Genomic DNA, 20,404 nt, shown 5'->3' on the forward strand with positions numbered 1-20,404 from the left:
CGCACGGCAGATGTTTCACCCAGGCTCGGCCGTCGCGCGGGGCCCGGTTGGCGACACGGAGCAGGGCTGCGATACCGGATCGTGTTGCCGCTCTGCCTACCGGCCGACGTCGTCCGGGAGAGGCGCCTGACCGCCTGTCCGCACTGGAAGCGGGCCCGGAAACGCCGCATGCGCGCGCGCCGCGAGCTCCTTCTCATGCCGCCGGAAGAAGATCAGGCCGGCCGCTGCGAAAACGACGCCGACCGCGAGAAGCCCGTAGCCCACCGGCCCGGCGATCCTGTCGATGGCTTCCCCGAAGACATAGGCGCCGCCGCCGAACAGCGCCGCCCAAGTCCCGCCGCCGAGGGCGTTCATCAGCAGGAACTTCGGCCAGGCCATGCGGTTGGCGCCGGCGAGAAGCGCCGCGAAGGCCCTAAGGAAGGCGATGAACCGGCCGAAGAAGACGATCTTCCCGCCATGCCGCAGGAACAGATACTGGCCGATCTTCAGCCGCGCCTCGTCGAGCCGGATGAAGCGGCCGTAGCGCGCCAGCAGCTTGAAGCCGATGGTCCGCCCGATGAGGTAGCCGAGGTTGTCGCCGAGGATGGCCGCCAGGGCTGCCACGCCGATGACGGACGCAATGCCGAGCTTGTGGGTCGTCCCGGCATAGAGGGCCGCGGAGATCAGCGCCGTCTCGCCAGGCAGCGGCAGGCCCATGCTCTCCAGCATGACCAGCGCGAAGACCAGCCAGAGGCCATAGGTCTGCACCAGATCCTGGATCGGCCCGGAGGTCAGAACGTGCAGGGCGGCCTCCTACAGAATCCCGGTGACGAAGCGGTCGGGCCGCGTTCCCTCGCGGTATGCCTCCCGGACGAACAGGGCGGCGATAATACCCGTCGCCATCCCGCCGAGGACATCACTGGCATAATGGGTGCCGACATAGACGCGCGAGAACGCCACAAGCACCGCGGCCGCAAGAAAGGCTCCGCCGCGGCGGGGCATGCCGTGCGACAGGAAGGCCGCGGCGATGGCGAAGGTGGCGGTGGCGTGGTCCGAGGGGAACGAGAAGTCGCCGCTCCGCGCGACGAGGAGGTGGGTGACGCCGGCATCGTAGGGCCGCGTGCGGGAGATGAACAGGAGGATGAACTGGTTGAGACCCAGGCCCAGCAGAAACGACAGGCCGGAAGCCACGAGGACATGGCGCGTATGGCGCTGGTCTTCCCGAACCCACCACTGGCACGCGACCAGGAGCACCAGCAGCGGAACGCCGACGGTCGATGCCCCGATCATCAAGCCGTCCACCGCTGGGCTCACCCCTGCCAGGCTGTTGACCCAGTGGGTCGCTGCGGCATCCAGTCGATACATCATTGCGGAGTCTCGTCCTCGTTCCCCGGCGGGCTGCGATCGGCGTTCTCGACATGGGCGTCGAAGACCCGCTTCGCGTAGCCGTCCAGCGCCTGCTCGCAGGCCCGCAGACTCTCCGCCGCCTCTTCGGCCAGCGTGCCGCCGTAGAAGTCGAGCTTGCGGATCTTCTCGATCCAGCCCTGCAGTTTCGTCAGATCCGCATCTTCCTCTTCGAGTTCGGCATAGCTGAATTTCTCGATGGCGAACTCCTTGGCGATCTCCGCCTGGAACGCTTCGCACTTGCCGATGAACTCGCGGTACTGGTCGTCGCGATCCGCCTTGAACCGGGCCACGACCTTGTCTTCCTGCGCCTTGTCGAGCGCGACCGTCTCCAGAATCACGCCTTCGCCGCCGGCCTGCGAGATGTCCCTCTCGATCATTTTCAGCCGCCGGACGTGATCGTCGGTCTTTGGAAGGACGCAGACGCCGTTCTGCAGGTAGACCGCGCCGAGCCCCTTCAGGCGACGCCAGATGGCGATGCGCTGGGCGGCGGGGTCGGGCGGCACCTTGTAGGTCAGAAGCAGCCAGTGGATCGTTTCCATCGTGTCCGAATAGGTGAAACGATCGTTACATGTCAAACCCGCGGATGAGTGTCGTAGTGGGGCGCCGCAGTCTTTCCCGGTCGTCGGCGCTGCCGTGGCTCTGCCCGCTGCGGCGATCAGCGGCGAAGGCTGCTTCTACCGCAGGGACTTCACGCCGGGCACCGCGATGCTGTCGAATGCGTGTCGTGTTCCGGCGAAATCCGCGGGACGGTATAGGGGCGGCCGTGAGCCGGTGACCGCGACATCGCCGGACGATCGGAAGGCGGACAGTCCGGCGGAAGTCGAACTCGCCGGCCGCATGGCGAAGATCTTGTATCGGGCCGGCGAAGGGTCCAGACAGGCCGGGCTTCCCGCCGACGGTGGGAGAGCTGCGGATTGCGCGGCCGGCCGCCGCCGGCCCGCATCGAGCGCCGCCACCCGATCGACCGCCGGCGACCGACCGGCGGACCACATCTTCACCGCAGGTCCGATGCCCACCAGAGCCCTCGACATCCTCAAGACCGTCTATGGCTACGATGCGTTCCGGGGCCCGCAGGCTCGGATCGTCGAGCATGTGATCGCGGGCAACAACGCCTTCGTCCTGATGCCGACGGGGGGCGGCAAGTCGCTCTGCTATCAGATCCCCGCGATCGCCCGGCCCGGCATGGGGCTGATCGTCTCGCCGCTCCTGGCGCTGATGGCGGACCAGGTGGCGGCCCTGCGCCAGGTCGGGGTGCGGGCGGCGGCGCTGAATTCCGATCTGCCGCCGGAGGAGCGGCGCGCGCTGTGGAGCGCCATCGGCTCCGGCGAACTGGACCTTCTCTACGTCGCGCCGGAGACGCTGCTGCGCGAGGGGGTCCTGGAGCGGCTCGGCCGTGCGCAGCTGTCGCTGATCGCGATCGACGAGGCGCATTGTCTTTCCCAATGGGGCCACGATTTCCGCCCCTCCTACCGCCAGCTCGACGTTCTGGCGGAGGCGTTTCCGCAGACGCCGCGAATGGCGCTGACGGCGACGGCGGACGAGCCGACGCGGGCCGAGATTCTCGCGCATCTCAGGATCGCCGAGAACGACGCCTTCATCGCCGGCTTCGACCGTCCCAACATCCGCTACGCCATTGCGGAGAAGGACAATCCGCGGGCGCAGCTGAAGGAGTTTCTGAGGCGCCACGAAGGCGAAAGCGGCATCGTCTACTGCCTGTCGAAGCGCAAGACCGACGAGACCGCGGCCTGGCTCCGGTCCGAAGGCTACGAGGCGCTCGCCTATCACGCCGGCATGGACAAGGCGGCGCGGGAGGCCAACCAGCTGCGCTTCCAGCACGGCGAGGCGGTGATCATGGTCGCGACCATCGCCTTCGGCATGGGCATCGACAAGCCGGACGTGCGCTTGGTCGCGCATCTCGACCTGCCGAGCAGCATGGAGGCCTACTACCAGGAGACCGGCCGCGCCGGCCGCGACGGCCTGCCATCCGAGGCGCTGATGCTCTACGGTCCGGAGGATGTGGCGCTGCGCGCCCGCTTCATCGACGAATCGGATGCCCCTGACCAGCGAAAGCGCACCGAGCGCGGCAAGCTGGATGCGCTGCTCGGCCTCGCCGAGACGGCGGGCTGCCGCCGGCAGGCCCTGCTCTCCTATTTCGGCGACCACTGCGAGCCCTGCGGCAATTGCGACACCTGCGCCGAGCCGCCGCAGCTCTTCGACGGGACGATCGCCGCTCAGAAGGCGCTGTCCTGCATCTACCGCACCGGCGAGCGCTTCGGGCAGGCCTATATCGTCGACGTGCTGCTCGGCGCCACCAACGAGCGCATCGCCGGGTTCGGCCACGACAAGATCTCGACCTTCGGCATCGGGACCGAACACGACAGCCGGCTCTGGCGGGCGATTCTGCGCCAGCTGATCGCGCTGCGCCTTGTCGAGGTCGATCTCGCCGGTCATGGCGGCCTGTCGATCGCGCCGGCGGGGCGCGACTTCCTGCGCGACAAGCCGACGCTGATGCTGCGCGTGCCGCCCGTCCGCCGGGCGCGGCGCGGCAAGGTCTCCGCCAGCGCGGCGCAGTCCGCCGTGCCCGAGGCCGACCGGGAACTGTTCCAGATGCTGCGCCAGAAGCGCCTGGAGATCGCGCGCCTGCAGAACGTGCCGCCCTACGTCATCTTCCACGACAAGACGCTGATCGAACTCGCGGCGGCACGCCCCGCTTCGCGCGCCGAGATGGCGAACGTGCCGGGCGTCGGCGAAGCCAAGCTCGACCGCTACGGGCCCGCCTTCCTGTCGGTGATCGCCGAGAACGCTTGATCGCGTGAGGCGACCGCGGGGCGAGGGCGCCGCCCCGTCGCCCGTCTTTTTTGCGCGCGCTTCCGCCTTTCCGAGCTGGCGAGCGCTCGGTCTTCCAAACTCCGGGTGATCCCGCCGAAGGCGACCGTGCCGGACCGGTCCAGTCCCGCAGAGCATCGTCGGCGGCGCCGTGACCTGTCCAAACCGCACGCGGAGGACCAACAGCGGGGCCGCAGCGCCGCTGGATCAGATCCGGCGCATTCGCTTCCTCCTTGAGGCCATGAGGCCATCTGCGGCAGCCGCCTGGCAGAACGCCGACTTCCGCTTCGCGAACCGTTTGCAGGCAAGCATGCGCATTTCGTTTGTGACACGGCGCGCCTGCTTCTAGAACGGGCGTGCCGCAATGGCGCGCAGACAACGTCAGGGGGATGACGATGACGGCGACCTGGAGCCGGGAAATCACGATGGAGCCGGAGCGAACGGCGTTCCGCTTTGTTGATGTTCAGAACGACGCCGCGCAGTCCGAGCGGGGCCCCGTCCGCGCGCCGGCGAGTCCCTCGGTCGCCGACCGGAGCTGTTACCTTGCTCGGCCGCGGCGAATCGCGCTTTCGAACGGGCGGCAGCTGCAGGAGGCCTGCCGGAACAAGAAGATCGAGGTGCTCCACGCCGCGACCGAACATCCGATCGTCGACGGGCGCGGCCGCAGGCTCGAAGACAGGATCTCCGGCATCGACGCGCCGAAGATCCGTCGGGGCGGGAAGTCCGCGGGCGCGGTCCGGCTGGCAGCGGAGCGGATCGTCGGTCCCGGCCGTTGCCGGCTGCGCCCTATGGGCGAGCCGGCGCGCGTATCTCAGGGAGGCAAGTGATGCCGGTGCGCCAGCGCGACCTCGGCCGGGTCCTCGTCATCGGCGCCGCCGGCTTCCTCGGCGCCGCCGTCGCCAAGCATCTGCGGGCTCGCGGCGTGCAGATCGTCGCGGCCGACATCGCCAAGCGATGCGACGGACTGGGAGAGATGGCGTGCTGCGACGTCAGCGAATTCTCGCAGGTGGAAGCGCTGGTGGGTGAGGGGCATTTCGCCACTATCCTGCATTGCGGCGGCATTTCCGGCCCGATGGTGCGCACCGACGACCCGCTGGCGATCTGGCGGATCAACGCGCTCGGCAGCGCGAACGTGCTGGAGGCGGCCCGGCGGGCCGGCGTCGCCCGCCCCGTCCTGTGTTCCGCCATCGACGTCTATGGCAGCCGGCACGGCGGCGTCGCTGACGAGACCATGGCGCCGGATCCCGACACGGTCTACGCGGCCAGCAAGGTCGCTGCGGAAGAGGCGGTCCTCGGCTATCGGCGCGAGCACGGGCTGGATGCGATCGCGCTCCGCTTGGCGTGGATCTACGGCCCCGGCCGGCGCACGCCGACCGAGCTGGAGACGCTGCTGCGAAACGCCATCGCCGGGCGGCGGACGGTGCTGACCGGGCATCCGAAGGACCCGAGCCACTATCTCTTCATCGACGATGCGGTCCAGGGGCTGGTCCGCGCCGCTGCGGCGGCCGAGACGCGCTCGGCGATCTTCAACCTGACCTCCGGCAAGACGGCGTCGCTCGCCCGGGCGGTGGAGATCGTGCGCGCCGTCCTGCCCGAGCTGGACGTCGGCTTCGCCCAGACGGAGTGGACGCCGAAGGGCCCGTGCGGCTTCTCGCAGGCGCTCGCCGAAGCCGAACTCGGCTTCGAGCGGCAGGTCCAGTTTCCCGAGGGCGTCCGACGCTACGTCGAGGCGCTGCGCAGCCCGGCGGAGACCGCGTGAGCGGACGTGACCCGCGACATTCCCGGCCTTGCCCTTTTTGCCGCCGCCTTGTGGTGCCATAGGCCCAGGGCGACCGGCCGGGCGGCAGCGCCCGCCGGCCAGAAGCCGTTTGATCGCGGATGGGAGAGACCGTAGAGTTCCGGCATGAGCGACATCATCGTTTCGGCGAAGCCCTCGCGCTTTGCCATCCTCGCCAATCCGACCCGCTTTCTGGAGCTGTCGGGGAAGGTGCAGCCTTGGCTCTACGGCTCGGCGATCCTCGCGATCGGCGTCGGCCTCGGCCTCGGCTTCGCGGCACCGCCGGACTACCAGCAGGGGCTGACGGTGGAGATCATGTTCATCCACGTGCCCTTCGCCTGGCTGTGCATGATGATCTGGACGGTGATGAGCGTCTCGGCGCTCGGCACGCTGGTCTGGCGGCATCCGCTGGCAGACGTCGCGGTCAAGGCGGCCGCGCCGATCGGCGCGGTCTTCACCGCGCTGGCGCTGATCACCGGCTCGATCTGGGGTCGGCCGATGTGGGGCACCTGGTGGGTCTGGGATGCCCGGCTGACCTCGGTCTTCGTCCTATTCCTGATGTATCTCGGCCTGATCGCGCTGACCCGCGCGCTGGATGATCCCGGCAAGAGCGCCAAGGCTGCGGCGATCCTCGTCCTCGTCGGCTTCGTCAACATCCCGATCATCAAGTTCTCGGTCGACTGGTGGAACACGCTGCACCAGGGCGCCTCGGTGATCCGCATGGACGGCCCGTCCATGCCGGCTGTGTTCCTGACGCCGCTGCTGACCTCTGCGCTTGGCTTCACCCTGTTGTTCTTCGCCTTGCATTTGACGGCGATGCGCACGGAGATCCTGCGTCGACGGGTCGCGGCCCTGTCGAAGCTCGCGGCACGCCGGGCCGGAGACTGAGGAGCGCGCCATGCAGCATCACGACTATTTCGGCTTCATCGCCTCGGCCTATGGCCTCTCCGCCCTCGGCATCATCGGCCTCTGCCTGTGGATATTCCTCGACGGGCGGATGCAGCGGCGCGCGCTGAAGACGCTGGAGGCGCAGGGGATCCGGCGCCGCTCGGCGCGGGAGCGCCAGCCTGCGGCCGCCGCGGCAAGACCTTCGGAGACGGGCCGATGAGCGAGAAGACGCTTCCGGGCGAGACGCCGGCTCCCGCTTCGCCGGACGCAGAGAGGACGCCGGCACGCCGGCGCAACTGGCTTGTCCTCCTGCCGGTCGTCTTCTTCGGCGGCCTCGCCGCGGTGTTCCTGACGCAGCTGGTCGCCGGCGGCGATCCGAGCGAGGTGCCCTCGGTGCTGATCGGCAAGACGGCGCCGCAGACCAAGCTGCCGCCGCTTTCCGGCGTCGACGGTCCGGACGGCAAGCCGATGCCGGGGCTCGACCTCACCGGCTTCGGCGACGGCCGGCCGGTGCTCGTCAACGTCTTCGCCTCCTGGTGCGCGCCCTGCCGCGAGGAGCAGCCGCTGTTGATGCAGCTGGCGCAGGACAAGCGCTTCCGCCTCGTCGGTTTGAACTACAAAGACAAGCCGGAGAACGCCCGCAAGTTCTTGGCGACGCTCGGCAACCCCTACGACGCAATCGGCGTCGACGAGAAGGGGCAGGCGACGATCGACTGGGGCGTCTACGGCGTTCCGGAGACCTTCCTTGTCTCCCCCGACGGCGAGATCCTCTACAAGCAGACCGGTCCCTTCACCCCCGACGCGATCGAACACGGCCTGATGCCGGCGCTGGCGAAGGCCCTGAAGCGCGAGCCGAAGGCCGGGGGCGGGCCGGTGAGTTGAGCGACCTGCGGGTCGCGGTCGTCCAGCGGAGCACGTCGCCATGTCTCGACTGAAGTCATTCGATCTGACCGAGCACTTCGACCGCTTCGTCGAGGAGAAGGCGAAGGACGGCCGGTTCGGAAGCGAGAGCCGCGTCGTTCAGGAAGGCCTGCGTCTTCTCGAAGAGCGGGAGCGCCGGCTGCAGGCCTTCGGGGCCGCCGTCGACGAGGGAGAAGCGAGCGGCGACTTTCGCGAGCTCGATTGGGACGCCATGTTCGACGAGATCGAGGCGGAGGAACGGTTCCATCAGCGTGGCCGGACCTGAGGAGCGGTGGCGAAGCGGCCGCTCTATTCCGCGAGGGCCGAAGGCGACCTGCGTCGGATCTTCCGCGACAGCCTGCGCCTGTTCGGACCGGAACAGGCCCGTCGCTACGCTGGCCGGCTCCGGAACGGGTGCGAGCAGATCGCCGATGGCCGTTTGCGTGGGCAGGCGTTCGATGCCGATCGTGCCGGCTATCTGCGCAAGCTCGTCGGCGCTCATTACATCGTCTTCCGGTTCGGCGAGGACGGCCGCATGTATGTCGTCCGCATCCTCCATTCCCGGATGAACCTGCCGGACCATCTATGACGCCATGCCTGACCCGTCCTTCTCCCTCCGCACCCCCGACGACGACAGCCTCCCGCGCAAGGTCTGCGACACCTGCGGCTTCGTCGCCTACGAAAACCCGAAGATCGTCGTCGGCTCCGTCGTGCGACACCAGGGCGGCGTCCTGCTCTGCCGCCGGGCGATCGAACCGCGCGCCGGCTTCTGGACGATCCCGGCCGGTTATCTCGAACTGAACGAGACGCCGGAAGAGGGCGCCCGGCGGGAGGCGCGCGAGGAGGCGAACGCGGTTCTCGCCATCGACCGGCTGCTGGCGGTCTATTCGGTGCCGCGCATCAGCCAGGTGCAGCTGATCTACCGGGCGACGCTCGCCGAGCCGACGTTCTCCGCCGGGCCGGAGAGCCTCGATGTTTCGGTCTTTGGCTGGGACGAGATTCCGTGGGACGACCTCGCCTTCCCCTCGGTGCACTGGGCGCTGAACCACGAGCGCCAGGCGGCGGGCGGTGCGGCGCCGGTGCCCTTCGCGAATCCCGAAGGCGCCACCGGAAACATGATGCCGGACGGTCGACGGCTTTCGCCACGGGAGATGTGAGGATGGTGCCGGAGGCGGTGAAGGATCAGTTCGAGCAGCAGGCGCAAAGCTGCGAGCGGCTCGGCTCGCCCTTCACCGTGCGACTCTGCCGGCTGCTGCCGCAGGTCCTGACCGGGGAGACCGAGACCGGCCGCGCCGTCGCCGGCTGGACGCATGGGCCGGACGCCGCGCTTCCCCTGCGCCTCTGCGGCGCGCTGCATCGTCTGGTCCTTGCCGAGGCGGATGCGGATCTCGCTGCCGCCTATCCGCCGGAACCGGCCGCAGATGCCGAACTCGCCGCGGCGGTTCGGGCGGCGATCGCGGCGCATGACAGGTCGATCGCCGCGATGCTGGATTCGCCGCCGCAGACCAACGAGGTGGCGCGGGCGGCCGGCCTGCTGCCGGGCTTCCTCACGGTCGCGCGCGAGGCGCGCCTGCCGCTGGAGCTCTGCGAGATCGGCTCGAGCAGCGGCCTGCTCCTCGGCTTCGACCGGTTCTTCTACGACTATGGCGCGGCGAGCTGGGGCGATGCGGCTTCGGCGGTGCGGCTGCAGCCGGAGATGCACGGCGACGTGCCGGATCTCTCCGGCGAGCTCACCGTCGCGGCTCGCCGTGGCTGCGACCGCAGCCCGATCCGCCTCGCCGACCCGGAGGCGCGCCTGCGGCTGCGCGGCTATGTCTGGGCCGACCAGCCGCAGCGCCTTGCGCGCCTCGACGCCGCGACCGAGGTGTCGCGAGCGCTGGACGTCTCCGTGGAGCAGGCGGACGGGACCGACTTCATCCAGACTGCACTGGAGCGGCGCCGCGACGGCACGACCCTCTGCGTCTTCCACTCGATCGTCTGGCAGTACCTGCCGAACGAAACGCAACGCACGATCACCGACATGATGGAGCGGGCGGGCCGGGAGGCGACGGCGGACCGGCCGCTTGCCTGGCTGCGGATGGAGCCGGACGGCCGCGAACCGGGCGCGGCGCTCCTGCTGCAGCTCTGGCCGGGCGACGGAGCGCTGCGCCACCTCGGCCGCATCGACTATCACGGCCGCTGGCTCGACTGGCGGGGGTGAGGCCGCTCCCCCTGTCAAGACAGTTGCGTCACGGCGATCTCCGGTGGCGGTTTTTCGCGATCCTTCGCCGGCGCAAAGCAGCGGAAGACCCGGCTCAGCCCTCGTCCGGGAACATCGCGGCCATGACGTCCTGCATCGGCAGGATCAGCTTCATCGGGCTGATCTTCGTCGGCTGAAAGCCGAGCTTGCGATAGAACGCGGCCGCCTCTTCGTCGATCGCATCGACAACCAGGGCCCGGAACGCGACCGCCTGGGCGGCAGAGGCCGCGGTGCGCAGGGCATGGGCAAGAAGCGCCTTGCCGATACCGCGGCCCTGCAAGTCGCGATGGACAGCGAACCGCGCTAGAAGCGCGATCGGAATTTCGCCAGGCGCACCGTGCGCCGACACCGTCTTCGGGGCGTCCTTGCGGAGGATCATGCCGGCGCAGAGAGCGTAATAAGCCGTGACCTTCATGTCCTTCGTGCGGACGACGAAGGTCCGCGTGTAGTTCGCCGCCTGGTTATGCAGCGCCATATCGGTCAGCCACGTGTCGAGACTCGGTTTCCCGCAGGAAAAGTCCCGAAAGTCGTGGCCGTCCGTCAACGGCTCCGGCGCGAAGAGTCCTAGCGATCGGAAGTCGCCCATTCGCTTCCATCCCGAAGGAGCTTGGCAAGCTCGGGATGAATCTGAGCCGGCCGGGAGATCGTATCGGAGATGGAGTCGAACAGGTCGGCGTCGAGATGCATGAAGCGCTGGTCCATCAGCGTCTTCTGAGCGCTCGTTGTCGCGGCCTCGATGACGAAGGCCGACAGGCTCTTCCCACAGCTCTGCGCGGCGCGCTTGATGAGTTCCAGCTCATCCGCCGCGATGCGCGCGGTGAAGTTCTCCTGCTTCTTGGTGAGCGCCATGACGCAACTCCATCAGGTCGCGATACCGGAGGACCGATCGACAGAAAACCTGCCGATGTCTAGCATGACGCCGGCGTAATGACAATGTGGGAACAAATGCGCTTGAGCGAAAGAGGCATCGCGTACCACGAAACCGGCAGGGCCTGACTGCGTCGGCCATTCTCCCCCGTCCGCCATATACGGACGCGTGCTGGCCGCAGAGAGGACGCGGCCTGACTTCCTGCAGCGACAGAAGGCGTCGGCGCGCCTACTTCTTCGTCGGTTCCTTCTTGCCGCCGAGCGGTTCCAGGGCGTGGCGCTTGATGAGCGGGAACTGCGTCAGCATGAACACGATGGTGATCGGCATCGTCGCCCAGACCTTGAAGGCCACCCAGAAGTCGGTCGAGAAGTTGCGCCAGACGACCTCGTTGATCACCGCCAGGAAGACGAAGAACAGGCCCCAGCGGAAGGTCAGCTTGCGCCAGCCCTCGTCGTCCAGCTTGAACGCCTGGTCGAAGACGTAGCCGAGCAGCGACTTGCCGAAGCAGAGACCGCCGAGCAGGACGGCGGCGAACAGCGCGTTGACGATGGTCGGCTTCATCTTGATGAAGGTCTCGTCGTGCAGCCAGAGCGTCAGCGTGCCGAAGACAATGACGACGGCGCCGGAGACCAGCGGCATCAGCGGCAGGGTGCGCGTGATCGCCCAGGAGACGGCGAGCGAGATCACCATCGCCGCCATGAACAGCGCGGTCGCGACGAATAGCGGCCCGCCGAACGCCTTCAGGACCGGAAAGGCCGACGCCAGGGCCTCGCCGCGCGAATTGGCGAAGAAGAAGACCACCAGCGGCCCGAGTTCCAAGACGAACTTCAGGAGCGGGTTGACCTCCTTGCGCGTCGGGGCGTTCGGTTCGTCTTCGATGATGTGATCGGTCATGGACACCTCTTTGCGGGCCCGTATGGGAGGCGTTGGCGGCAAATGCGAGGCATCGGCCGCCGCCCGTCGAACTTCGCCGGGCTCGTCAGCCGGCAACCCCGGCGATCGCGCCGGCAAAGTCCTTCGCCTTGAAGGGCTCGAGGTCGTCGATCCCCTCGCCGACGCCGACGAAGTAGACCGGCAGCTTGTGCTTTCCGGCGATGGCGACGAGGATGCCGCCTCTGGCGGTCCCGTCGAGCTTGGTCATCACGAGGCCGTTGACGCCCGCGACATTGCGGAAGATCTCGACCTGGGAGAGGGCGTTCTGCCCCGTCGTCGCGTCCAGCGTCTGCAGCACGGTGTGCGGCGCATCCGGCTCGCGCTTCTGCAGGACGCGGATGATCTTCTCGAGTTCCGCCATCAGCTCGGTCTTGTTCTGCAGCCGGCCGGCCGTGTCGATGATCAGGACGTCCGAGCCGTTCTCCAGCGCCCGGTCGTAGGCCTCGTAGGCGAGCCCGGCCGCATCGGCGCCGATCTGCTTGGCGACGACCTCCGAGCCGGTGCGCTCGCCCCAGATCTTCAGCTGCTCGACCGCGGCGGCGCGGAAGGTGTCGCCGGCGCACAGCGTCACGGTGAGGCCGGCGCGGGTGAGCTTGGCCGCGAGCTTGCCGATGGTCGTGGTCTTGCCGGTACCGTTGACGCCGACGACCAGGATGACGTGCGGCCGCTTCTCGAGGTCCAGCTCCAGCGGCAGGGCGACGGGCTGGAGCGTCTTCTCGATCTCCTCGGCGAGGATCGAGCGCACCTCGGCACCGCTGATCTCCTTGCCGAAGCGGCCCTCGGCCAGCCGATCGCAAATGCGGATCGCCGTCTCGACGCCGAGATCGGCCTGGATCAGCACGTCCTCGAAATCCTGCAGCGTGTCCTCGTCGAGGCGGCGCTTGGTGAAGAGCGCGGTGATCGAGCCGGAGAGCTGGTTGGACGAGCGCGAGAGACCCTCGCGCAGGCGCTGGAGCCATGGCACGCGCGCCGGCTGAACGGCCTCGGCCGCAAGCTCCGGAGTCTGGGCCGGCTTCTCGCGCAGGCGGAAGCCGGCATCGCCGCCGAGGGGCGGGCGCGCCGTGGCTGCTGAAGCGGCGGGAGCGGAATCGCTGGAGGTCTCGGCTGCGGCAGCCGGTGCCTCCGTCTCGTCCGGGAACATCGGCTCGCGCCGGTTCCCGGGTGCGGGCGCTTCGTCTTCCTCGTCCGGCAGCAGATCCGCATCGAGCCAGGAGAAGTCGGCGTCCTCGTCTTCGTCCTCCGCTTCTGCGGGCTCGACGCCGAGATGATCGTCCTCCGACGCCGGCTCCACCACGGGAGCCGCCGCCTCGGCCGCGGGGGAGGGCTCATGGGTCTCGCTCTCGACCGGCTCCAGCGGCGCGTCCAGGAAGGAGAAGTCGCCGTCGTCGGCGCCGGGTTCTTCGGCCTCTATGGGCGCCGCTTCAGGCGGGTTATCGGCAGTGCGCTCCGGCGCGAACAGCGGCTCCGACGGCTCCTCCGCGGCAGCGGCCGCGTCGGCGGCTTCCGCCGCTTCGAGCAGTTCCAGCGGCTCTGCGCTGGAGACTGGCTCTGCGGCGGCGTCTGGTCGCTCGGACGCTCCGTCGCTGCGTGGCGCCGGCTCGTCGGTCTGCTCGAGCGGCGCATCGCCGCCGTCCTCCTCGGCCCGGACGCGCGCCTCCTCGTCGAGCAGCGCAGTTTCCGCGGCCTGCGGCCCCAGCTCCGGCTCCGCCGCCTCGGGCTGTCCGGCCTGGATCTCCGACGGGCGCGGCGCCTCTGCGGGTTCCGGCGCACGCTGGTCCTCGGTGTCGGAGCCGAAGGAAAAGATCCGCCGGAAGAAGCCTTTTTTCTCAGCCATGTCGCTCGTCGAATTCCTGGTTCAGAGGGCGGGCGCCGGCTCGGCCGGTGCATCCGCGCCCGCATCGGCGCGTCCGGCGAGCGATCCTTCCTCGACCCCGACGATTGTAGCGGCCACGATCGTGTCGGGGAGGCCCCGGTCGATGCGGCACAGGGTGAAGTCCTCGCAGCGGCCGATCCCGTCGCGCTCGACGAGGACGCTCTGCCGCGTGCCGATGCGACGCGTGAGATGCCCGGCATGGGCGACCTCGCCGGCAGCCCGCAGCCTTGCGGCCCGCGTCTTGATCACCGCCTTGGGCAACTGCGGCATGCGCGCTGCCGGCGTTCCCTCGCGCGGCGAGAAGGGGAAGACGTGGAGGAAGGTCAGCCCGCACTCGTCCACCAGCTTCAGCGAGTTCTCGAACATCGCCTCGCTCTCGGTCGGGAAGCCCGCGATGATGTCGGCGCCGAAGACGATGTCGGGCCGGCGGCTTCGCATCTCGGCGCAGAAGCCGATGGCGTCGTCGCGGCTGTGCCGACGCTTCATCCGCTTCAGGATCATGTCGTCGCCGGCCTGCAGCGACAGGTGCAGGTGCGGCATCAGCCGGCGCTCGGAGCCGATCGCATCCACGAGGGCCGCGTCCGCTTCGACGCTGTCGATCGAGGAGAGGCGCAGGCGCGGCAGATCCGGCACGTGCTTCAGGATCGCCTGGACGAGGTCACCGAGCCGCGATCGGCCGGGCAGGTCGGCGCCCCAGCTGGTCATGTCGACGCCGGAGAGCACCACTTCGTTGTAGCCGGCATCGACCAGCCGCTTCACCTGGTCGACCGCCGCGCCCATCGGCACCGAGCGTGAATTGCCGCGCCCATAGGGGATGATGCAGAAGGTGCAGCGATGGTCGCAGCCGTTCTGGATCTGCACGATCGCGCGCGCCCGCCCCTCGATCGCGTCGACCATGTGGCCGGCGGTCTCGGTGACGCTCATGATGTCGTTGACGCGCACCTTCTCCTCGGCGGAGACGCCGAAGTCGGGGAGGGCGCGATAGGCCTCGGACGTCAGTTTCTCGTCATTGCCGATCACCGCGTCGACCTCGGCCATCTCGGCGAAGCGCGCGGGTTCGGTCTGCGCCGCGCAGCCGGTGACGACGATCCGGGCGGCGGGGTTGTCGCGGCGGGCGCGGCGGATCTGCTGGCGCGCCTGGCGCACCGCCTCGGCGGTGACCGCGCAGGTGTTGAAGACGATGGCCTGACGATCGCCCGCGCCGAGGCCCGCGCTCTCCGCCTCGCGCTTCATGATCTCCGCCTCGTAGGTGTTGAGGCGGCAGCCGAAGGTGACGATCTCGATGCCCATCAGACGGCTTCCGCGGTCGTCTCTTCGTCGCGGATGAAGGCGCCGGTCTCCGGATCAAGCCGGCCGGACCATTCCCATTCCGCCGGGCCGGTCATCTCGACGTGGTCGTCGTCGCGCCAGTCGATCAGGAGGTCGCCGCCCGGCACGGTCACGGTGACGCGGCGGCCGGTGCGGCGGGTGCGCGCGGCCGAGACGGCGGCCGCGCAGGCGGCCGAACCGCAGGCGCGGGTCAGCCCGGCGCCGCGCTCCCAGGTGCGGATGGTCAGGTGATCGGGCCCGGCGACCTTGGCGATCGAGATGTTGGCGCGATCGGGGAAGAGCGGATGGTTCTCCAGCACCGGCCCGAAGCGGTCGAGCTGATAGGACCAGACGTCCTCCTTCACCCAGAAGACCGCATGCGGATTGCCCATCGAGACGACCGAGGGCGAATGCAGCACCGGCGCGTCGATCGGGCCGATCTGCAGCTCGATCGCGCGCGTGTCGCGGAACTCCTCGGCGAGCGGGATCTCGTTCCAGGCAAAACGCGGCCTGCCCATGTCGACGGAGATCAGCCCGTCCTCGCGTTCCGAAGCGTTGAGGATCCCGGCGCGTGTCTCGAACACGAAAGCGCGCCGGCCGGTCTCGGCCGCGAGCGCCTGGACGACGCAGCGCGTGCCGTTGCCGCAGGCGCCGGCCTCGGAGCCGTCGCGGTTGATGATGCGGACGAAGGCGTCGGTGCCTTCGAGGCGGGCGTCGTGGATCGCCATGATCTGGTCGAAGCGCGTCGCCGCGTCCCCGGCGAGCGCTCGCGCGGCGGCGGCCGAGATGCGGGCCGTCGTGCCACGCAGGTCGGCGACGATGATCTCGTTGCCGAGCCCGTTCATCCGCGCGAAGGGGATGGACGGCCCGGCTTCCTGTTCGGCAAGGGCGCTCATGCCCGCTATATGGCCGATCGTCGCTCCGATTGAAAGGACCGCAGCCCCGGCCGGGCCTCGCCGCCCGCCTCAGCGTCTCGCAGCGGGAGGCGGAACGCCACACGCCCCATCGCCGCCGGGATCACCGTATGGCGATGACGGGCGCCGCTGCCTTCCAGCCGCCGTCCTGCGCGCGCACGCTGATCTGGTAGCGGCCGTTGGCCGGCAGATCGGCCGGAAGCTTGATCGCCAACTGCAGGGTGCCGTCCGGCGTCGTGCGCGCCTGGTCCAGGGCCGAATAGGCCGAACCCGGCAGCCCGCCGCCGATCACCACCGGCGTGTCCTTCGGCAGGCCGGTCGCCGACAGCGTGACCGTCTCGCCGGGCGCGGCGCTGTTCGGTGTGAGGGAGACGTCGGCAGTGTTGTCGCTGCCGAGACCGACGGCCTGGCCGAGGCTGCGCACATGCTGGTTGAGCTGCGGGTTGCGATCGAGGAAATTGCCGACCGACGACTCGATCTTCGAGCCGACCGATTTGGCAGCGCCCGCGATGTTCTTGCCGGCCTCGGAGGCCATCGAACCCAGCTGGTCGACCGGTCCGACCAAGCTGAGCGTCTCGCCCACCCGAAGGTCCGCCGAGCTGTCGACGCCCGGATTGGCGCGCAGGATCAGGCCCTCCGACACGTCGCAGCGGCCGGCGATCGCGCTGATCGTATCGTGCGGCTGGACCTCGACCTGCTTGCCGCAAGGCTGGGCCGGGGCCGCCTGGGCCAGCGCGGCGGCCGGCAGCAGCGTGGCAGCCGCAAGAGTGAGGGCGAAGGTCCGCATCGTGGTCTCCCGGGGAATGTCAGCAAGGATAGCCGAGGAATTCGCCGACGCCCGGGAGGTTCCGCCGCTCGTGCCGGCCGTGGAGCTTTCGCCTTGCCGGCAGATGATCCGACACCCGGCACGAAGCGGGCTCCAAGATGCCGGAGGAGCGGCGCGATAGGCGATCGCGCGGACGTCGCTCCGCCGCGTATGATGCAGCGGCCACGGCAGGTGCGGTGCCAAAAACGACAGCGCGGCCCGAAGGCCGCGCTGTTCCCGCCTTTCGGCTCGTCCTTGGGGCGTTGAGACGAGCGAAGGAAGGTGCTTCTTCACCGCGCTGTCGCATCCGGCAAAGACAGCCCGATTAAACATTCAGTGAGGCAAATCGCCAGCCCCCAAATGGGGGCATTCGCAGCGGCGGCCGGCGATTGCGCAGAGACGGTCGCCGCCGGGCGCAAAGGCTGAGGGAGCGGACGCGCCGACCCCCGCCGCGCCATCGCCGCGGCCCTGACGCTCAGGCGCGGGCGATCGCGGCGATGCGGGTGGCGATCTCGACCTGGCGTCGCACGCCCAGCTTCTCGCAGATCCGCTTCAGCCGGCTGCGCAGCGTCTGCTCGCTGAGGCCGGACTGGTCGGCGAACTCCCGGATCGTCAGGCCGCGGAAGATCGCGAGGGCGAGGGCGCTTTCGGCCTGGGTCAGGCCGGTGGCGAGCCGGATGGTCGCGATCGAGGGAAGCCTTGCGGCGTCGGGATCGGCGATCCTGAGGACGCCGCAGTTCGGGCCGCCGCGTTCTCCCGCCGGGGCTGCGAAGAAGCGAACGAGGAGCGGACTGCGCTCGAGGCCGCGCGGCACGGCGACCGGCTCCGGCAGGGCGAGGCCGCGCCCCGCGAGGAACAGGACAGCCTGTCCCATCGCCCGGACCAGCGCCCCTGCGGCGACGGGGTCGCGGGCCGCCAGCACCCCGCCGCGCAGGACCAGGGCGTCGCCGCGGTCGATCAGCGCTGCCGCGCGCGGGTTGACGTGGCAGACGCGGCCGGCATCGTCGAACAGCACCAGCGCCTCGTCGAGGCTGTCCAGCACGGCGAGCGTCCCGTCCGAAGACAAGACGCTCGGCACGATCATCTGCCGCAGCTGCGCGACCCGGACGACGTGACCCGCCACGACCGCCAGCGCCCGCCGTTCCTCGGGCGCAAACGCACCGTGGCGCGCGCTGCGATGGGCGACCGGAGCGATGATCGCCTCGGCGCTGCGGTTGACCGCCATCAGCGTGTTCCAGCATTCCGGGTGCGCGCGGTAGAACTCCTGGTGGACGGGGCAGGTCTTCACCTCGTCCTCGCTCATCAGGTCGTAGGTCTCGATCAGCCCGCTCGGCCGGGCCAGGGCGCGGGGCACGCGCACGTCCTTGTCGGCATAGTTCGTGACGTAGTCGATCGCGCCTTCGGGGTGGAAGGGGAAGGTCTCGTGGTGGATCGAGCCGTCGCGGCCGAGGATCAGGATGTTGAACCGCTCCGCCCCGACGGCCTCGGCGCAGCGGCCGAGCGCGTCGTTCCAGTCGGTTTCGCCGTCGAGCGTGCGATACAGGCGGTCGATGGCCTGTGTCAGGGACGACTGTCGATCGAGCATTGCGGTCTCCCGGCCTCGCCAACATGCTCTTGGACGCGGAAAGAGTGTCGCAAGCAGATCCCTTTACGTCAACGTGAAGCTGCGGCGGATCCGGCGCACCCGCCGGCCGGTCGTCCCCGTCGGCGATAGTTGTCCCGCAAGCGGGAGAATCCGTTGGCGTTTCGGCCTTTGCGGGTGGCATGCCGCTGCCCTCTGTGGCAGAGAACGCGCGCGCGCCGAACGATCGTGCCAAGCGAGCCTGCCCCGACATGTCATCCGTCAAGCCCATGGACGCCGCAGCCGGCGACGAGACCGGCGCCGCCGACAGCCTGTCGCAACGCAGTATGGACTTTCTGCGCCAGCGCCTGCGATCCAGCGAACTGTGGTTCATCGCGCTGGCGACCCTGATCGGCGTCGCGGCCGGCACGATGACGGTGGTCCTGCAGGACGCCGCGCACGGCATCCAGGCGCTGCTCTACGGCCTGTCGGTGGCCGACCGGCTGTCGACGCGGCTCGCGCTGGAGCCGATCCAGCTCCTGGTGCTGCCGGCGGGCGGCATCGCGCTCGCGCTGTTCACCTACATCGTCAAGGCGCGCCAGCGCGCGCTGGTCGACTCGGTCGAGGCGAACGCGCTGCATGGCGGCCAGATGTCGATGAAGGACAGCCTGGTGATCTCGGGCCAGACGCTGATCTCCAACGGCTTCGGCGCCTCGGTCGGGCTGGAGGCCGCCTATGCGCAGATGGGATCGGGCTTTGCCTCGGTCGCCGGCCGCTGGCTGAACGTGCGCCGGCCGGACCTGCGCACCCTCGTCGGTGCCGGCGCGGGGGCGGGCATCGCCGCCGCCTTCGGCACGCCGCTCGCCGGCGCCTTCTACGCCTTCGAGATCGTCATGGGCGCCTATACGCCCTCGTCGATCGCGCCGGTCGCGGCGGCCTGCGTCGCCGCCGTGCTGACCTCGCGCGGCCTCGGCCACGAGCCCTATCTCATCGCGTCCGGCGGCTCCGGCCCGATCGATATCGCGCACTACCTCCTCTATGTCGGCCTCGCGGCGCTGTGCTCCGGGCTCGGCATCGTCCTGATGCGGACGATCTCGGTGGTCGAGACGGTCAACAAGCGGCTGAAGCTGCCGGCCTGGGGGAAGCCGGCGATCGGCGGCGCGCTGCTGATGCCGCTCGCCTTCATCACCCCGCAGGTGCTCTCCTCCGGCCACGCCGCGCTCTATCTCGACATTTCCGGCGGCGCGCCGACGAAATTCGTCATCATCGTCATCCTCGCCAAATGCGCGGCCTCGATCGTCTCGCTCGGCTTCGGCTTTCGCGGCGGGCTGTTCTTCGCCTCGCTCTTCGTCGGCTCGCTGTTCGGCCAGCTCTATGCCGACACCTTGTTCTTCGCCTTCGGCCATGTCGTGGTCGAGACGCCGCATGCCGCGCTCGTCGGCATGGCGGGCCTTGCCGTCGCGATCATCGGCGGACCGCTGACCATGGCGATGCTGGTGCTGGAATCCACCCAGAACCTCGGCCTCACCGGCGTCGTCGTCGTCGCATCGCTGGTCGCGAGCACGCTGGTGCGGGTGTTCTTCGGCTACTCCTTCTCGACCTGGCGGCTGCATCTGCGCGGCGAGACGATCCGCTCGGCGCGCGACGTCGGCTGGGTGCGCACGCTGACCGCGGGGCGGATGATGCGGCGCGAGACGCGGGCGACGCCGGCGCGGCTGACGGTCGCCGAGTTCCGCCGCCGCTTCCCGCTGGGATCGGCGACGCGCGTCGTCCTCACCGACGATCTCGACCACTATGCCGGCATCGTCGTGACCGCCTCGGCCTATGCCGACAGCCTCGACGCCGCGGCCCCGATTTCCGACGTCGCCGTCCTCACCGATACCTGGCTGCGGCCGGAGATGGACATCGTCAAGGTGATGGCGGTGTTCGACGCGGCGGCCGCCGACGAACTCGCCGTTGTCGCGGCGGACGAGAAGGTGCTGGGGCTGCTGTCGGAGACCTTCGTGCGCAAAAGATACGCGGAAGAGATCGAGAAGAACCAGCGCGACCTCTTCGGCGAGCGCCAGGGGGCGTGACGAGGCCGGGCGGAGCTCGCTCGCTCGGGCGAGGTCCCGACAATCCGGCGC

Annotated in this window: 22 protein-coding genes; 11 read left to right on the forward strand and 11 right to left on the reverse strand. The window is 69.4% G+C overall.

Features of this window, described 5'->3' with window-relative positions:
- Positions 1 to 96 precede the first annotated feature (96 nt).
- The 3 genes from AB5S17_RS01910 to AB5S17_RS01920 form a co-directional block, all read right to left on the reverse strand.
- Positions 97 to 708: a DedA family protein gene (locus tag AB5S17_RS01910; protein WP_369236112.1), complete on the reverse strand. Its 612-nt coding sequence runs from the start codon at positions 706 to 708 to the stop codon at positions 97 to 99.
- Between the two features lie 84 nt (positions 709 to 792).
- A complete protein-coding gene (locus AB5S17_RS01915) occupies positions 793 to 1,344 on the reverse strand; it encodes a phosphatase PAP2 family protein (protein WP_369236114.1) in 552 nt (183 codons plus the stop codon).
- Positions 1,344 to 1,925 (reverse strand): Chromate resistance protein ChrB, encoded by a 582-nt coding sequence (locus tag AB5S17_RS01920; RefSeq protein ID WP_369235558.1) that lies wholly within the window; start codon positions 1,923 to 1,925, stop codon positions 1,344 to 1,346. The genes AB5S17_RS01915 and AB5S17_RS01920 overlap by 1 nt, the downstream gene beginning before the upstream one ends.
- A 469-nt stretch (positions 1,926 to 2,394) precedes the next feature.
- Between AB5S17_RS01920 and recQ the strand changes: the two genes are divergently transcribed.
- From recQ to AB5S17_RS01970, 10 genes are all read left to right on the forward strand, one after another.
- Complete coding sequence (gene recQ, locus AB5S17_RS01925; protein ID WP_369235560.1) at positions 2,395 to 4,194, forward strand: DNA helicase RecQ; 1,800 nt, start codon at positions 2,395 to 2,397, stop codon at positions 4,192 to 4,194.
- A gap of 413 nt (positions 4,195 to 4,607) precedes the next feature.
- The gene (locus AB5S17_RS01930) at positions 4,608 to 5,039 is read left to right on the forward strand and encodes a hypothetical protein (RefSeq protein WP_369235562.1); all 432 of its coding nucleotides are present in this window, start codon (positions 4,608 to 4,610) and stop codon (positions 5,037 to 5,039) included.
- Positions 5,039 to 5,971, forward strand: a complete 933-nt coding sequence (locus tag AB5S17_RS01935; RefSeq protein WP_369235564.1) for an NAD-dependent epimerase/dehydratase family protein — start codon at positions 5,039 to 5,041, stop codon at positions 5,969 to 5,971. The genes AB5S17_RS01930 and AB5S17_RS01935 overlap by 1 nt, the downstream gene beginning before the upstream one ends.
- A 144-nt stretch (positions 5,972 to 6,115) precedes the next feature.
- A complete protein-coding gene (locus AB5S17_RS01940) occupies positions 6,116 to 6,877 on the forward strand; it encodes a heme ABC transporter permease (RefSeq protein WP_369235566.1) in 762 nt (253 codons plus the stop codon).
- A gap of 10 nt (positions 6,878 to 6,887) precedes the next feature.
- Positions 6,888 to 7,097, forward strand: a complete 210-nt coding sequence (gene ccmD / locus AB5S17_RS01945; RefSeq protein WP_369235568.1) for a heme exporter protein CcmD — start codon at positions 6,888 to 6,890, stop codon at positions 7,095 to 7,097.
- On the forward strand, positions 7,094 to 7,759 hold the full coding sequence (locus AB5S17_RS01950; protein ID WP_369235570.1) for a DsbE family thiol:disulfide interchange protein: 666 nt from the start codon (positions 7,094 to 7,096) through the stop codon (positions 7,757 to 7,759). Before ccmD ends, AB5S17_RS01950 begins: the two co-directional genes overlap by 4 nt.
- 40 nt (positions 7,760 to 7,799) lie before the next feature.
- Positions 7,800 to 8,063 (forward strand): type II toxin-antitoxin system ParD family antitoxin, encoded by a 264-nt coding sequence (locus AB5S17_RS01955; protein WP_369235572.1) that lies wholly within the window; start codon positions 7,800 to 7,802, stop codon positions 8,061 to 8,063.
- A gap of 6 nt (positions 8,064 to 8,069) precedes the next feature.
- A complete protein-coding gene (locus AB5S17_RS01960) occupies positions 8,070 to 8,366 on the forward strand; it encodes a type II toxin-antitoxin system RelE/ParE family toxin (RefSeq protein WP_369235574.1) in 297 nt (98 codons plus the stop codon).
- A 4-nt stretch (positions 8,367 to 8,370) separates the two neighbouring features.
- The gene (locus tag AB5S17_RS01965) at positions 8,371 to 8,934 is read left to right on the forward strand and encodes an NUDIX domain-containing protein (RefSeq protein WP_369235576.1); all 564 of its coding nucleotides are present in this window, start codon (positions 8,371 to 8,373) and stop codon (positions 8,932 to 8,934) included.
- 2 nt (positions 8,935 to 8,936) lie between these two features.
- A complete protein-coding gene (locus AB5S17_RS01970) occupies positions 8,937 to 9,977 on the forward strand; it encodes a DUF2332 domain-containing protein (protein WP_369235578.1) in 1,041 nt (346 codons plus the stop codon).
- A gap of 94 nt (positions 9,978 to 10,071) precedes the next feature.
- Here the strand turns inward: AB5S17_RS01970 and AB5S17_RS01975 are convergent, their stop codons facing one another.
- The 8 genes from AB5S17_RS01975 to AB5S17_RS02010 form a co-directional block, all read right to left on the reverse strand.
- Positions 10,072 to 10,602: a GNAT family N-acetyltransferase gene (locus tag AB5S17_RS01975; protein WP_369235580.1), complete on the reverse strand. Its 531-nt coding sequence runs from the start codon at positions 10,600 to 10,602 to the stop codon at positions 10,072 to 10,074.
- Positions 10,581 to 10,865, reverse strand: coding sequence for a DUF1778 domain-containing protein (locus tag AB5S17_RS01980; RefSeq protein WP_369235582.1), 285 nt, complete (start codon positions 10,863 to 10,865; stop codon positions 10,581 to 10,583). The genes AB5S17_RS01975 and AB5S17_RS01980 overlap by 22 nt, the downstream gene beginning before the upstream one ends.
- A gap of 247 nt (positions 10,866 to 11,112) precedes the next feature.
- Entirely contained in the window at positions 11,113 to 11,778 is a 666-nt protein-coding gene (locus tag AB5S17_RS01985; protein WP_369235584.1) for a septation protein A, read from the reverse strand.
- A gap of 85 nt (positions 11,779 to 11,863) precedes the next feature.
- Positions 11,864 to 13,651 carry a signal recognition particle-docking protein FtsY gene (gene ftsY, locus AB5S17_RS01990; protein WP_369235586.1) on the reverse strand — a complete coding sequence of 596 codons (1,788 nt, stop codon included), beginning with the start codon at positions 13,649 to 13,651 and terminating at the stop codon, positions 11,864 to 11,866.
- Between the two features lie 21 nt (positions 13,652 to 13,672).
- On the reverse strand, positions 13,673 to 14,980 hold the full coding sequence (gene mtaB, locus AB5S17_RS01995; protein WP_369235588.1) for a tRNA (N(6)-L-threonylcarbamoyladenosine(37)-C(2))-methylthiotransferase MtaB: 1,308 nt from the start codon (positions 14,978 to 14,980) through the stop codon (positions 13,673 to 13,675).
- A complete protein-coding gene (gene dapF, locus AB5S17_RS02000; protein WP_369235590.1) occupies positions 14,980 to 15,894 on the reverse strand; it encodes a diaminopimelate epimerase in 915 nt (304 codons plus the stop codon). Before dapF ends, mtaB begins: the two co-directional genes overlap by 1 nt.
- A gap of 121 nt (positions 15,895 to 16,015) precedes the next feature.
- Positions 16,016 to 16,699, reverse strand: a complete 684-nt coding sequence (locus tag AB5S17_RS02005) for a LysM domain-containing protein (protein WP_369235592.1) — start codon at positions 16,697 to 16,699, stop codon at positions 16,016 to 16,018.
- Positions 16,700 to 17,192: 493 nt separating this feature from the next.
- Positions 17,193 to 18,302, reverse strand: a complete 1,110-nt coding sequence (locus AB5S17_RS02010) for a helix-turn-helix transcriptional regulator (RefSeq protein WP_369235594.1) — start codon at positions 18,300 to 18,302, stop codon at positions 17,193 to 17,195.
- 248 nt (positions 18,303 to 18,550) lie between these two features.
- Here AB5S17_RS02010 and AB5S17_RS02015 point away from each other — a divergent pair, with 248 nt between their 5' ends.
- Complete coding sequence (locus AB5S17_RS02015) at positions 18,551 to 20,353, forward strand: chloride channel protein (RefSeq protein WP_369235596.1); 1,803 nt, start codon at positions 18,551 to 18,553, stop codon at positions 20,351 to 20,353.
- The last annotated feature ends 51 nt before the right edge of the window (positions 20,354 to 20,404 follow it).

Origin of the sequence: Jiella sp. M17.18 (assembly GCF_041027365.1) — a bacterium.
Taxonomy (GTDB): domain Bacteria; phylum Pseudomonadota; class Alphaproteobacteria; order Rhizobiales; family Rhizobiaceae; genus VKMB-3413.

What these genes read in the sequence shown, in the direction of transcription:
- AB5S17_RS01910 (WP_369236112.1), bottom strand. Translation starts at nt 708, where the DNA reads ATGCTGGAGAGCATGGGCCTGCCGCTGCCTGGCGAGACGGCGCTGATC.
- AB5S17_RS01915 (WP_369236114.1), bottom strand. Translation starts at nt 1,344, where the DNA reads ATGTATCGACTGGATGCCGCAGCGACCCACTGGGTCAACAGCCTGGCA.
- AB5S17_RS01920 (WP_369235558.1), bottom strand. Translation starts at nt 1,925, where the DNA reads ATGGAAACGATCCACTGGCTGCTTCTGACCTACAAGGTGCCGCCCGAC.
- recQ (WP_369235560.1), top strand. Translation starts at nt 2,395, where the DNA reads ATGCCCACCAGAGCCCTCGACATCCTCAAGACCGTCTATGGCTACGAT.
- AB5S17_RS01930 (WP_369235562.1), top strand. Translation starts at nt 4,608, where the DNA reads ATGACGGCGACCTGGAGCCGGGAAATCACGATGGAGCCGGAGCGAACG.
- AB5S17_RS01935 (WP_369235564.1), top strand. Translation starts at nt 5,039, where the DNA reads ATGCCGGTGCGCCAGCGCGACCTCGGCCGGGTCCTCGTCATCGGCGCC.
- AB5S17_RS01940 (WP_369235566.1), top strand. Translation starts at nt 6,116, where the DNA reads ATGAGCGACATCATCGTTTCGGCGAAGCCCTCGCGCTTTGCCATCCTC.
- ccmD (WP_369235568.1), top strand. Translation starts at nt 6,888, where the DNA reads ATGCAGCATCACGACTATTTCGGCTTCATCGCCTCGGCCTATGGCCTC.
- AB5S17_RS01950 (WP_369235570.1), top strand. Translation starts at nt 7,094, where the DNA reads ATGAGCGAGAAGACGCTTCCGGGCGAGACGCCGGCTCCCGCTTCGCCG.
- AB5S17_RS01955 (WP_369235572.1), top strand. Translation starts at nt 7,800, where the DNA reads ATGTCTCGACTGAAGTCATTCGATCTGACCGAGCACTTCGACCGCTTC.
- AB5S17_RS01965 (WP_369235576.1), top strand. Translation starts at nt 8,371, where the DNA reads ATGCCTGACCCGTCCTTCTCCCTCCGCACCCCCGACGACGACAGCCTC.
- AB5S17_RS01970 (WP_369235578.1), top strand. Translation starts at nt 8,937, where the DNA reads ATGGTGCCGGAGGCGGTGAAGGATCAGTTCGAGCAGCAGGCGCAAAGC.
- AB5S17_RS01975 (WP_369235580.1), bottom strand. Translation starts at nt 10,602, where the DNA reads ATGGGCGACTTCCGATCGCTAGGACTCTTCGCGCCGGAGCCGTTGACG.
- AB5S17_RS01980 (WP_369235582.1), bottom strand. Translation starts at nt 10,865, where the DNA reads ATGGCGCTCACCAAGAAGCAGGAGAACTTCACCGCGCGCATCGCGGCG.
- AB5S17_RS01985 (WP_369235584.1), bottom strand. Translation starts at nt 11,778, where the DNA reads ATGACCGATCACATCATCGAAGACGAACCGAACGCCCCGACGCGCAAG.
- ftsY (WP_369235586.1), bottom strand. Translation starts at nt 13,651, where the DNA reads ATGGCTGAGAAAAAAGGCTTCTTCCGGCGGATCTTTTCCTTCGGCTCC.
- mtaB (WP_369235588.1), bottom strand. Translation starts at nt 14,980, where the DNA reads ATGGGCATCGAGATCGTCACCTTCGGCTGCCGCCTCAACACCTACGAG.
- dapF (WP_369235590.1), bottom strand. Translation starts at nt 15,894, where the DNA reads ATGAGCGCCCTTGCCGAACAGGAAGCCGGGCCGTCCATCCCCTTCGCG.
- AB5S17_RS02005 (WP_369235592.1), bottom strand. Translation starts at nt 16,699, where the DNA reads ATGCGGACCTTCGCCCTCACTCTTGCGGCTGCCACGCTGCTGCCGGCC.
- AB5S17_RS02010 (WP_369235594.1), bottom strand. Translation starts at nt 18,302, where the DNA reads ATGCTCGATCGACAGTCGTCCCTGACACAGGCCATCGACCGCCTGTAT.
- AB5S17_RS02015 (WP_369235596.1), top strand. Translation starts at nt 18,551, where the DNA reads ATGTCATCCGTCAAGCCCATGGACGCCGCAGCCGGCGACGAGACCGGC.